Genomic DNA, 12,177 nt, shown 5'->3' on the forward strand with positions numbered 1-12,177 from the left:
TCCGGCGACCCTGGAACCTGCCCCCGGTGTTGGCAAGCAAGATTTTAATGCATTAATCGTAGAGGCTCTCGCAGACTGGCAACTATTGTCAGCCCGAATGCGGCTGAAGAATCTAAGCCCCGGAAGAATAAGGAACTTTCACTAGGCTCAGAATGACAACGGGGGGAAGATAAGTTTGGCCAGAGCCTCGCTAGAAAAGCTTTTAACCGGAAACCGGAGACCGCCTTATAGCCGCATGGTCTGTTGACAGATAGCGCCCAGTTCGCCGATGTTGCGCACGACTGTGGCACCGGCGGCTTCCAGGGCGGCGATCTTGTCCACGGCTCTACCGCTGCCGCCGGAGATAATGGCCCCGGCATGTCCCATACGTTTGCCTGGCGGTGCAGTCATTCCGGCAATGAAAGCTACCACCGGTTTGGTAACGTTCGCTTTAATAAAAGCCGCGGCCTCTTCTTCGGCAGTGCCGCCGATCTCACCGATGAGAACGATTCCCTGGGTCTGCGGATCTGCCTGAAAGAGTCGCAGCATATCGATAAAATTCGTGCCGATAATAGGATCGCCGCCGATGCCGACACAGGTGGATTGCCCCAGACCTCTGAGCGTCAGTTGGTATACCGCTTCATAAGTCAGGGTGCCGCTGCGGGAAACCAATGCCACAGGCCCTTCCTGGTGGATCGGGCCGGGCATGATGCCAACCTTGGCCTGGCCGGGAGAAATTATACCGGGGCAGTTGGGGCCGATGAGACGGATATCCGTCCCTTCCAACCGGCGGGCCACTTTGACCATTTCCAGAGTGGGAATACCTTCGGTGATGCAGACAATGACCTTGATGCCGGCGCCGGCGGCTTCGAGAATGGCGTCGGCAGCAAAGGCTGGGGGGACAAAGATCAGTGAGGTGTTAGCACCGGCGGCGGCCACCGCTTCTTTGACGGTGTTGAACACCGGGACATCGTCCATCTTTTGGCCGCCCTTGCCCGGGGTCACCCCGGCCACTACTTTGGTTCCATAGGCAATGCATTGGCGGGCGTGGAAAGATCCTTCTTTGCCAGTAATTCCCTGTACTACTACATGGGTATTTTTATCGACCAGAACGCTCATCAAAAAACCTCTTCCACTTTCTCGAATTTTGTTCTTGCGATGATTCTTTCCTTCTCCGGAGGCAGTTCAGGCCAACGCTGCGACCTTCTGCGCCGCATCCAACATGTCACCGGCCACGGTAAAATTCAATCCCGATGCTCCCAACAAGTTGCGGCCGATATCGCAGTTGGTACCTTCCAACCGGATGATGATGGGAACAGCAACCTTCACCTGCCTGGCGGCTTCCATAACACCCTCTGCCAGGACGTCGCAACGCAGGATGCCGCCGAAAATGTTAATCAGAATTGCTTTGACCCGGGGGTCAGAAAGAATAATGCGGAATCCATTGGCGATCATATCGGCGCTGGCCCCGCCGCCAACATCTAGAAAATTAGCCGGTTCAGCACCGGCCAGTTTGATAAGGTCCATAGTGGCCATCGCCAGACCGGCACCGTTGACCATGGCTCCAACGGTACCATCGAGGCGGATATAATTAAGATTATGTTTTTTGGCTTCCAGTTCCAGAGGGTCAATCTCATTAGGGTCTTCCAGGGGCGGCAGGTCTTTGTGCCGGAAAAGGGCATTGTCATCAAAAGTGACTTTGGCATCCAGCGCCAGCATCTGCCCGTCCGTGGTAACCACTAATGGATTGATCTCAACCAGGGAGCAGTCGTAGGCTACAAACATCTTATAGAGATTATTAATAAAACCTGAGGCGGTACGGAGGAGCATAGGATCCAGGCCGACCCCAAAGACCAGGTTGCGGGTCTGAAAGGGCTGCAGCCCGACGGCTGGATCGATGGCTTCCTTAATGATTAATTCGGGGGTTCGGGCGGCCACCTCTTCGATCTCCATCCCACCGGCGGCGCTCATCATCAGCACCGGCCTGGCTTGTGTCCGGTCAATAACAATCCCCAAGTACAATTCCTGCCGGATATCCAGGGCCTGCTCCACCAATATCTTCTTTACCAGTCGGCCTTCGGGGCCGGTCTGATGGGTCACCAGGGTCATCCCGAGTATCTGGTCGGCCAGAGTGATTACATCAGAGAGCGAATCAGCAACCTTGACTCCACCGCCTTTACCCCGGCCACCGGCATGAATCTGGGCCTTGACGACAAAACTATCGCCGCCGATGCCCTCGGCGATCTCATAGGCCTCGTGGGCAGTAGTCGCCATTCCACCCTGCGGAATGGGAACCTGAAATTTTTCAAAAAGTTGTTTGGCTTGATATTCGTGGATTTTCATCATGCATCCTTTCCAACGTTCCTGAAATGCCAACAATGTCATGAAACTTTAAATTTAAATGAAGAAGCTGGTAAGGTCAACGATAATTACCAGAATCAGGTTGCCTGGAATTAAACCGGTTGATTTGATTAAATATACGGCTGTTTGAAGCGGATTTCCAATCCTCGGCGATCCAGATAGCTGAGAAATAAGTCTACAAAGTGTTCTGCCGATTTTTCCCACATGGCGCTATAGGCCGAAAATTCAGCGGGGATATCCTCCCGGTTTTCCCGGATAAAATCGTACTTAATGCTATCCAGATCAACGTATTGCAGCATCAGCGCCCGCCTTTCCCATCAGCTACCTACAGTTTTCGGTCATCGGCCGGGAGATTACCGGCAACCAGGCATCAGATCAGATTAAAGAAAAAATTTGAGATTATATATTTTATCCGTATCCTTATCTTTCAATTGCAGTCTCAACTGCGTCGGCCGACCCGCCTCTGCCGGGAAAAAGATGATCCCCTGGGTGATCTCGTAGGGTTTAACAGGATTGTTCTTGAGGCTGCGGTTGGCGAGATCGTCGCTAATCTGGCGAGGGACTTCGGTGTCTCCGGCCCCCCGACCGGCTCCCAGGACCGCTCCGGCGGCGCCTCCGGTGGCCGCTCCCCGCATGGCATAGTCCCCGGCCGAGCGACCGGCCGCAACTCCTATGGCTGCGCCGATGAGGGCTCCGGCGGCAGCGCCCCAGAAAGCGCCTTTAGCCAGGCCGCGAATCGATTCCTGAAAATCAGTCGCCCGACTTACCCGATCATAGGCGCCCTGATTGTCTAATATCGTGAATAGTTCGTCCCGATCGTTTACCAGGAAGGTTTGGGATGGGTTAATCTGTAAGGTAAGGGGGCTCTGATTATCAAAGACCACCTGCACCGGCAAGAGCCCCGCTCGTATGATATCGAAGCCGAAGGCGCCTTTGGCTTCTTCTTCCTGTGACCAACTGTAGGCCGCCACGTCCAGTCCATTGACATGCTGGACATTGGCATAGGACTGGGGCAGGCGGAACGGCGTCGCCTGTGGCCGGTAGGAAGCACAGCCGGCAGCCAGCCAGGCAATCGTAACAATAACTGCAACAATCCGAGAAACCATCGATTCTCCTCCATTATGGCCATGACGTAGACAGCTTTAGGTCTGCATTCTACACCTTTGCAGGTGTTAATCAGGGTATGCGCTTGACGAGAATAACTGAGGTCTATACAATTTATCTAACGTCTTGTCTACCCCGTCTGATGTATTACAACAATAAGGGAGCAATGGAACCGGCCGCAAATCGGCCATAATCGAAACAGCCCTATAGCTGGGCAGGAAACCCTCACACCCTTATTAATAAGGTTTTTTCATAAAAAAACAATACCAACCCGCTTTTTCATTAGAGTTGTGGTAATGCAGCGGGAATGGCAGCGCTTTTTTGGTTCCTGAGCCATTGCACTGGTGAGGTTTTCAGCATCTCCATGGCGCCAAACCAATAAGCCAACGCCTTTTGAAAAGGTTCGGTCTGTGCGGGCCCAGGGTAAGAATGAGTGAAGTCCGAGAAGTCCGGATTGCCGCTAGTAGGCATCTTTCGGCACTGAAAAAAATGGAACACGCGAAGACTATCGAAAACTGCAGGTTCTGTGGTTCTCCTCAGAAAACAATGTATTTAAATCTGGGTGAGATGCCATTGGTCAATAATCTGTCGAGCTCACCCGATGAGGAAGTCGAAAGATACCCCCTGCGGGTCTTTCTCTGTCATGACTGTGGTATGAGCTTCATCGATTGTGTCGTTGATCCTGAATATCTTTTTCGGACTTACTGTTATCGCAGCGGTATGTCCGGGACGTTTGTCCGGCATTGCCGGGAACTTGCCCGGCAGATCGATGCCAAAGGGCGTTTTGTCATCGAAATAGCCAGCAATGATGGGACATTTTTACACCAGATGGCCAAAAGCCGGAGACTCGGTATTGAACCGGCCCAAAATCTGGCAGAGTTGTCCCAGGCAGAAGGGATTACCGTTATCCCTGAGTTTTTTACGGCCGAGACCGCTGAAAAGGTATTAAAGGAGTATGGTTGGGCTGATTACATAGTGGCCATGAACGTCTTTGCCCACGTCCACGATGTCACCGGTTTTATCTCCAACGCCAAAAAGCTCCTGAAAAAGGATGGTGTCTTAATCATCGAAGCCCCCTGGGTGCGGGATACCGTCAATAATAACGATTCCGGACAGATATATCATGAACATCTGAGTTATATCTCTATCCGGGGAATGAAGAAATTTCTTCGACGGATGGATATGTCCATTTACCAGATAAAGTATTTTCCTGATATGCATGGCGGTAGTTTACGATTCTATCTCAAGCAGGGGGAACAGCAAAAGATCGACGTGGGGTTGGATGACGGTATTATATGCTATGATACCTACCAGCAGAGAATTGACCGGGTACGAGATGATTTATCGGCCTACTTAAAAGACGAGAAAATCGTCGGTGTCGGGGCGGCGGCCAAAGGCTGTATTCTGTGCAACTATTGCCACTTAGAGAACAACGTCCTGGCCATTTATGACAACACGCCGGAGAAGTGGGGAAAGTACCAACCAGGTACCAAGATCCCCATTCTCCCCCAGGAGGAAATCAGTTCGGTTCGGGAAAGGATATTGATCCTGCCGCACAACTTCAAAAACGAGATCAGGCGCAATATCCGAAAGTTGAACCCGCAGGCCAGATTCATCGTGGCAGTGCCAACGATAGAGGAATTATAAGGCGAGGCAGTCACTCAAGGCCGGGATGCTAAATCAGAAGAGTTTGAGGCATAATGGGGAGAGAAGGAAATTGCGGCAAAAGGTTTCGTGGCTGAGAAAATTAGCGGTGAAAGCGGCGATCAAACGGCGGGAGGACTCCCAGGAATTTGCCGGAGTGCGGCTGCGCAAACTGCCCGGCGACTGTTTCGCCATGTTAAGATTATTGCATATCTGTAAACCCCAGGTGCTGGTGGAGATGGGCAGCCAATATGGCGGCAGCGCCCTTATGTTCGCTTCCTGGGCGGAACACCTCGGATTAGAACAGATCATTTCGGTCGATATCGCCGATCTGCCTCGGCCCCAACATCCTTTAATCACCTTTGTGGTGGGAGATTCTTCGCTCCCGGAAACAGTGGCCAAGGTGTTTAGCCTGGCCGGGAAGCGGAGAGGCTCACTCGTTTTGGATTCCAACCACCATGCTCCCCATGTACGGAAAGAATTGGCATTGTACCAGGAACTTATCAGTCCGGGTCAGGCTCTGATTGTTGAAGATACCCTAGTGGATGTGCTGCATTTTAAGAAGTTTGCCCAGGAAGGGGGGCCGCTGCGGGCCTTGGAGGATTTTTTGGAAGAGCATCCGGAATTTGTTCCGGCCGAGGGTGTAGAGCCCTATGTCACCACCAACTTCTTCGGTTATCTGGTCCGGCGGTAAGAAAGATGTTGTCGATTATTATTCCGCATTACCAGACCGAGGAGCATATCCGTCTCTGTCTCCGCTCCCTGCGCCAATACAGCCGAGAGCCTCTTGAAGTTATCGTGGTGGATAATAATTCCCAGGACGCTTCAGTTGAATATCTGCAGCGCCTCAAATGGATAACTTTAATCATCAATCCCACTCAGGCAATCGGCAGCAGGGCGCACGCCGAAGCCCTGGAGTTGGGGGTACAACAGGCTCAGGGAGATTGGCTGGTTTTTTTTCACAGTGACACCATTGTCCTTAAGCCGGGATGGGATTCTGATCTATTGCAAAAGATCCAAGATCGCCAAGCCGTGGGGCTTTCAACTACCGTGCGTGATGTCAACCGCTTCGAACCCGTCACGGAAAAATGGAAACGGGCGGTTTATGCCTGGCGAAACGCTTGTAAAGACTTTTTTAAAACGGGGCAGCATAATAAAAAGATCATGTCCTTCTGCTTCATCATAAAAAAACAGGTGTTCCAGGATACCGGATATTCCTTCCGGGATCCCGTCGGAGACTTCATTACGGACCTCTATTACCGGGAAATACAACGTCGGTATCCGTTTTTATTGTTAACTCATGCCGAATTAGCGCCGATGTTGTGGCACACCAGCAATGTCACGGCAATTCTCACCGGTCAGATTACGAAGCAGCAATTATACGAAAAGTTTCAACAGAAAAACTCGATGTTGATGAGTCGGCCGGAGATCCAAAATATCCTGAACAACGATTCATTGGATAATTAAATAAAATCGGTTTTATAGCAGTGCCGAAAGGAGTTATGCGATTATGCTAAAAGGGGCTGGTCCCTATGTTCGATGATAAAGCAATCCTCATCACCGGCGGCACCGGTTCGTTCGGCCGGAAATGTGCCCAGATTTTGCTTGAGCGCTATGCCCCCCGAAAGATCATTATTTTCAGCCGGGACGAATACAAGCAGTTTGAAATGGGGCGCATCTTTTCGCATGAAAAGTATCCCAACATGCGCTATTTTCTAGGTGATGTACGCGATAAGGAGCGGCTGTATCGCGCCTTCCACGAAGTAGACTACATTATCCACGCCGCAGCCTTAAAACAGATACCGGCGGCGGAGTACAATCCTTTTGAAGCGGTAAAGACCAACATCCTGGGCGCCCAGAATGTCATTAACGTCGCCATTGACCAGAAAGTCAAGAAAGTCATCGCCCTGAGCACCGACAAAGCCGCCAACCCGGTCAATCTCTATGGCGCCACCAAACTCTGTTCGGACAAATTGTTCATTGCCGGCAATGCCTATGTGGGACGGGACCATACTATTTTTAGCGTGGTGCGCTATGGCAATGTCGTCGGCAGTCGGGGCAGTGTCATTCCCCTCTTCCTTCGGGAGAGGGCCAAAGGCGTGCTGCCCATCACCGACCCTCGCATGACCCGCTTCTGGATAACCCTGGAACAGGCGGTCCTCTTTGTCTTGGACTGCCTGGAGCGGATGGTGGGCGGGGAATTGTTTGTCCCCAAACTGCCCAGCATGAATATCATGGATCTGGCCGCGGCCATTGGACCGGAGTGTCAGACCAAGATCATCGGCATCCGGCCGGGGGAGAAGCTCCACGAGCTCATGATCACCAAAGACGACGCCCGCAACACCATTGAGTTCAAAGATTACTATGTCATTAAACCGGATTTTCGCTACTTTGCGCGCCGTTTTCAGGAAGAAGCAGGGACTCCGACGCCACCCGATTTTGAGTACGATTCCCTCAACAACCCCTGGCGACTCCAGCCCGAAGAGCTGAGGGAATTGATTCAGGATCTTTAATGCAAGGCTAGCGCCAGTTATCAAAATCTCGAGTTAGGAAGTGATTTTCTATATATGACTACTTCATCTCCGAACGTGATCCCATACGCCCGGCAGTGGCTGGATGAAGACGATGTGGCCGCGGTCTGTGAAGTGCTCCGCTCAGCTTGGATGACCACCGGTCCCAAGGTGGCGGAATTTGAGAGAGCGCTGGCCGATTGGGTCGGGGCCAAGGAAGCAGTGGCCCTGTCATCCGGGACCGCGGCCGTCCACGCGGCCCTGTATGCCCTGGGCATCGGCCCAGGAGACGAGGTCATCGCCCCCGGCATGACTTTTGTGGCCACTACCAATGCCATCGTTTTTCAAGGGGGCATCCCGGTCTTTGCCGATGTGACGCCCGGCTCCCTCCTCCTGGACCCCGGGAAGATCGAAGCCTTGATTACTCCTCGCACCAGGGCTCTCATTGCCGTTGACTATACCGGTCATCCTTGTGATTACGACGCATTGCGGGACATTGCCCAGCGACATGACGTGGCCCTGGTGGCCGACGCCTGTCACGCCCTGGGAGGGCAGTATAAAGGCAGGCACGTGGGGACATTGGCCGACGTCAATATCTTCAGCTTCCACCCGGCCAAACACCTCTGCACCGGCGAAGGCGGTATGGTAACGACGCAGAATCCGGAGTATGCCGAGAGAATGCGCCGGTTTCGTAATCATGGTATTGCTACCGACTTCCGGCAGCGGGCGGAGCAGGGAACCTGGTATTACGAGATGGTTGATTTAGGCTATAATTACCGGCTTACCGATCTCCAGTGCGCCCTGGGAATCTCGCAACTGCGCAAACTGCCGCAATGGCTGCGCCGCCGCCGGGAGATTGCCCGCCGCTACGATGAGGGCTTCCGTGATCTGCCGGAAATTTCACCCCTGACGGTCTCGCCCGAGGTATCACATGCCTACCACCTGTACGTCATTCTGCTGAATCTGGATCGGGGGCAGCTCGACCGGGGGAGAGTCTATAAAGCCTTGCGGGACGAGGGGATTGGAGTCAATGTGCACTATATTCCGGTGCACCTGCACCCGTTTTACCGCCAGCGTTTCGGCACCGGTCCCGGGCTCTGCCCGGTGGCCGAGGCGGCCTACGAGCGGATGCTCACCGTACCTCTCTTCCCGGCCATGACGGAAGAGGAAATAGACCGGGTGCAGGCGGCCATAACCCATGTGGTCCAACTTCATCACCGTTCCGAGGCTTCTGCTTCCTGAGGGGAAAGGAGTTTTTATGAGGTCAGAGATCAGCATAGGTCACAAAACAATTAGTGAACACAGCCCCCTGTTTATTATTGCCGAAACTGGCGTGACCTGCAATTATGACCTGAACATTGCTAAAGAATTGATTGATGTTGTTGCCGAATCCGATGCGGATGCTATCAAATTTATCTTCTGGTTTCCGGAAGAGATCATGAGCGATAAAACTATCACCTATTCCTATGACAGCCTGGAAGGTCCCAAAACCGAAAATATGTTCGCCATGTTAAACCAATTGCGTTTTTCGCTGGACGAATGGCGGGAACTTAAGGCTTACGGAGATAAGAGAAAAGTTATTATATTCTCAACGGTCAATTCACCGAGTGGAATCGAATATGCCGAGACCTTGGGTTTGGAAGCATACAAGTTGAGTTCCTGGGATTATAACTACCTGCCTCTCTGGCGGCGCATTGCCGCTTTGAAAAAACCGGTCATCATTGATACCGGTCCCGTTAAACTGGCCGAAATGGCAAAAGTCATGCAACTAATGCTTGAGGCCCAGAATGATCAGTGTATTCTGCTGCACTGCACTTCGGCCGATAGTCTGGCGGAAAAAAACATGGGGACTATTCCTTACCTGCGTGATACATTCCATGCGCTGGTGGGCTACTCATCCCGCGATTGCCATGATGAAACAGACATCATGGCGGTGGCCCTGGGGGCGGTGGTATTAGAAAAAAGGTTAACTTTAGCGAGGAATCTTCCCGGTCACCATCATATCCTGTCCAAAGAGCCCGGCGAATTCGCTGATTATGTCAGGTTGATACGCCAGGTGCAGGCCGCCAAAGGAAGACATGAACTGAACCCCAGCCAAAAAGATCTGATCGAACGGCGGAAATGGTTTCGACATCTGGTGGCCAACCAGGATATTCCTCAGGGCACGAAACTTACGCCGGAGATGTTGGAGGGCAAAAGGCCGGAACCGGGCGTCTCACCGGAGTATCTGGATTTCTTTGTGGGCAGAGTAACCAAACGCCCTCTTAAATACAATGAAGCTATCTCCTGGGACGATATCTGATTTCAGAACTGCGATCTCATGATAACTAAACCTCTCTGTATTATTCCGGCGCGGGGCGGTTCCAAGCGCTTCCCCCGCAAAAACCTGGCTCTGCTGCAAGGTAAGCCCCTTTTGGCTTACGCCATTGAGGCAGCCCGCGAGAGTGAAATCTTTGATCTGGTCTGCGTTTCCTCAGAAGACCAGGAAATTTTGGAAACAGCCGTTTGGTATCAGGCCGGGTTGGCTCTGGCGCGTCCTCCCGCGCTCGCCTCTGATAATGCCCAGGTTCGGCAGGTATGCACTCATGTTTTAGAATATTTCATTTCCAAAGGTCATTTCTATCGAGAATTTGCAGTGCTGTTGGTGACTAATCCGCTGCGTACCTCCCAGGATCTCCGGTCTGCCTATGAGATCTTTCGGAGTCGGCAGGCCAACTACTTGATGAGTCTCGTTCCCTTCGCTCATCCACCGCAGAGAGCCGTCTGGGCGCCCCAGGGCTATGTAGAGCCATACTTTGGCTTAAACCAGATGAAGCAGACCCAACGATTGGATCAGCTTTACCGCCATGATGGCTCCTTCATTTTTGCCAAAAGCCAGATCTTTTTAGCAGAGGGTGAATTCTATGGGAGTAAAGTTATCCCTTATTTCATGGAAGCTGAGAGGTCTGTGGATATTGACAACCCCTTAGACCTGGCCTGGGCGGAATTTTTACTTAGTCGATCCTCTCCCCGGGAAGATCTTAAAAGTCTGTGAAAATGAGAGCGGTCATCCGCGCCGACGCCGGTCCACAGATCGGCCTGGGCCACGTGATGCGTTGTCTGGCCCTGGCTCAGGCCTGGCGCGCCGAGGGAGGAGAAGTATCCTTCCTGACCGCGACGGATTTACCCGTTCTCAGACCACGCCTGGAAGTTGAGGGTGACCTTCAAATTCTTCAGGCTTCTCCCCCCGGAGGCTTTGCCGATGCTCAGGAAACTGCCCGCATGGTTCAGGAGATTGGCGCCCGGTGGGTGGTCCTGGACGGTTATCATTTTACAGCGGGATTCCAGCGCCTTATCAAAGATGGTGGATCCCGTCTAATCGTTATTGACGATTATGGCCATGCCGCGCCCTACCGGGCAGACTTCATCCTTAATCAAAATATGCATGCCCATGAGCGTCTGTATGGTGATCGGGAGGATTATACCCGACTGCTTTTGGGATGCCGCTATGCCCTTTTGCGCCGGGAGTATTGGTCCTGGCAGGGATGGCGTCGAGAAATCTCCGAGACTTCCAGCAAGATTTTGGTAACATTAGGCGGAGCTGACCCGAACCGGGTGACGTTGAAAGTCTTGGAGGCGTTAGAACAGGTTAAGGCAGATGATCTGGAAATAACTGTTATAGTTGGAGGGGTTAATTCCTGGTGCCATCATCTGTCTAATAGAGCCGAAAAATATCCGTTTCCTCTTAGAATCCTGAAAAATGTTGATGACATGCCCCGATTGCTGGCGTGGGCCGATCTGGCCATTACTGCCGGTGGGAGTACCTGTTGGGAAATGGCCTTTATGGGACTTCCCGGCCTGGTTATTTCCTGTGCTGATAATCAGCGCCCCGTGGCCGAGAATCTGCAGTCGGGTGGGGTTGCCCTGAACCTGGGATGGCATGAACACCTCGCGGTCCGGCAGATAACTCAAGCGGTAGACCGGCTGCTGGCAGAGCCGGAGACCCGTCGCCAGTTGTCTCGGCGGGGACAGAAACTGGTAGATGGAGAGGGCGCGGCGCGGGTCGTCATGCAGATGCGGAATGAACCCTTCCGGTTGCGTCGGGTACGACCGGAAGATTGCCGGGCAATCTGGTCGCTGGCTAATGATCCGGAAGTCAGACAGGCCTCGTTCTCACAAGAACCTATTCCCTGGGAAAACCACCTTTTGTGGTTCAACCGGGTCTCGAAGGATCCCGGTCAACTCTTCTTTCTAGCAGTGGATCATCAAGATGCTCCAGTCGGGCAGGTGCGGTTCGAACTCGACAACCACCGGGCCATAATTCATGTCAGCCTGGCCCCAAACCAGCGGGGGCGGGGATACGGTCGACAAATTATCGACGCGGGGGCAAGACAAATCTTCCGACAAACGGAGACGGCGGTTATTGATGCCTTCATCAAAATGGACAACGTTAGATCAATCCGGGCTTTCGAGGCCGCCGGGTTCAAAAAGGCCGGTGTGAGGATAGTAAGAGGGAGAAAAACCTGGCATTATTCTTTGAACCGGTTGGAGATCTTCTCAAATGTTTTTAACGGTAAGCGTAATTTTCCCTGACGGCTTG

The 12,177-nt window shown here is 52.6% G+C and carries 12 protein-coding genes; 8 read left to right on the forward strand and 4 right to left on the reverse strand.

From position 1 onward, the window contains the following. Nucleotides 1-225 precede the first annotated feature (225 nt). From sucD to DESAC_RS09340, 4 genes are all read right to left on the reverse strand, one after another. Nucleotides 226-1,098, reverse strand: coding sequence for a succinate--CoA ligase subunit alpha (gene sucD, locus DESAC_RS09325; protein WP_013706817.1), 873 nt, complete (start codon nt 1,096-1,098; stop codon nt 226-228). Nucleotides 1,099-1,164: 66 nt separating this feature from the next. Beyond that, on the reverse strand, nt 1,165-2,322 hold the full coding sequence (gene sucC / locus DESAC_RS09330) for an ADP-forming succinate--CoA ligase subunit beta (protein ID WP_013706818.1): 1,158 nt from the start codon (nt 2,320-2,322) through the stop codon (nt 1,165-1,167). Nucleotides 2,323-2,450: 128 nt separating this feature from the next. Next, complete coding sequence (locus DESAC_RS09335) at nt 2,451-2,639, reverse strand: hypothetical protein (protein ID WP_013706819.1); 189 nt, start codon at nt 2,637-2,639, stop codon at nt 2,451-2,453. An 81-nt stretch (nt 2,640-2,720) separates the two neighbouring features. Continuing rightward, nucleotides 2,721-3,446, reverse strand: a complete 726-nt coding sequence (locus tag DESAC_RS09340) for a hypothetical protein (protein ID WP_013706820.1) — start codon at nt 3,444-3,446, stop codon at nt 2,721-2,723. Between the two features lie 487 nt (nt 3,447-3,933). On the opposite strand from DESAC_RS09340, the gene DESAC_RS09350 reads away from it, so the two are divergent. From DESAC_RS09350 to pseG, 8 genes are all read left to right on the forward strand, one after another. Continuing rightward, the gene (locus tag DESAC_RS09350; RefSeq protein WP_258164939.1) at nt 3,934-5,091 is read left to right on the forward strand and encodes a class I SAM-dependent methyltransferase; all 1,158 of its coding nucleotides are present in this window, start codon (nt 3,934-3,936) and stop codon (nt 5,089-5,091) included. 70 nt (nt 5,092-5,161) lie between these two features. Further along, the gene (locus tag DESAC_RS09355) at nt 5,162-5,782 is read left to right on the forward strand and encodes a CmcI family methyltransferase (protein WP_013706822.1); all 621 of its coding nucleotides are present in this window, start codon (nt 5,162-5,164) and stop codon (nt 5,780-5,782) included. 5 nt (nt 5,783-5,787) lie between these two features. Further along, a complete protein-coding gene (locus DESAC_RS09360; protein WP_013706823.1) occupies nt 5,788-6,555 on the forward strand; it encodes a glycosyltransferase family 2 protein in 768 nt (255 codons plus the stop codon). A 65-nt stretch (nt 6,556-6,620) separates the two neighbouring features. Continuing rightward, the gene (gene pseB, locus DESAC_RS09365) at nt 6,621-7,601 is read left to right on the forward strand and encodes a UDP-N-acetylglucosamine 4,6-dehydratase (inverting) (RefSeq protein WP_013706824.1); all 981 of its coding nucleotides are present in this window, start codon (nt 6,621-6,623) and stop codon (nt 7,599-7,601) included. A gap of 54 nt (nt 7,602-7,655) precedes the next feature. Further along, on the forward strand, nt 7,656-8,840 hold the full coding sequence (gene pseC / locus DESAC_RS09370) for a UDP-4-amino-4,6-dideoxy-N-acetyl-beta-L-altrosamine transaminase (RefSeq protein WP_013706825.1): 1,185 nt from the start codon (nt 7,656-7,658) through the stop codon (nt 8,838-8,840). A gap of 16 nt (nt 8,841-8,856) precedes the next feature. Then, nucleotides 8,857-9,900, forward strand: a complete 1,044-nt coding sequence (locus tag DESAC_RS09375; protein ID WP_013706826.1) for an N-acetylneuraminate synthase family protein — start codon at nt 8,857-8,859, stop codon at nt 9,898-9,900. Between the two features lie 18 nt (nt 9,901-9,918). After that, nucleotides 9,919-10,632 carry an acylneuraminate cytidylyltransferase family protein gene (locus DESAC_RS09380; RefSeq protein ID WP_013706827.1) on the forward strand — a complete coding sequence of 238 codons (714 nt, stop codon included), beginning with the start codon at nt 9,919-9,921 and terminating at the stop codon, nt 10,630-10,632. A 2-nt stretch (nt 10,633-10,634) separates the two neighbouring features. Beyond that, complete coding sequence (pseG, locus tag DESAC_RS09385; RefSeq protein ID WP_013706828.1) at nt 10,635-12,170, forward strand: UDP-2,4-diacetamido-2,4,6-trideoxy-beta-L-altropyranose hydrolase; 1,536 nt, start codon at nt 10,635-10,637, stop codon at nt 12,168-12,170. Nucleotides 12,171-12,177 lie beyond the last annotated feature (7 nt).

Origin of the sequence: Desulfobacca acetoxidans DSM 11109, from assembly GCF_000195295.1 — a bacterium.
Lineage (GTDB): Bacteria > Desulfobacterota > Desulfobaccia > Desulfobaccales > Desulfobaccaceae > Desulfobacca > Desulfobacca acetoxidans.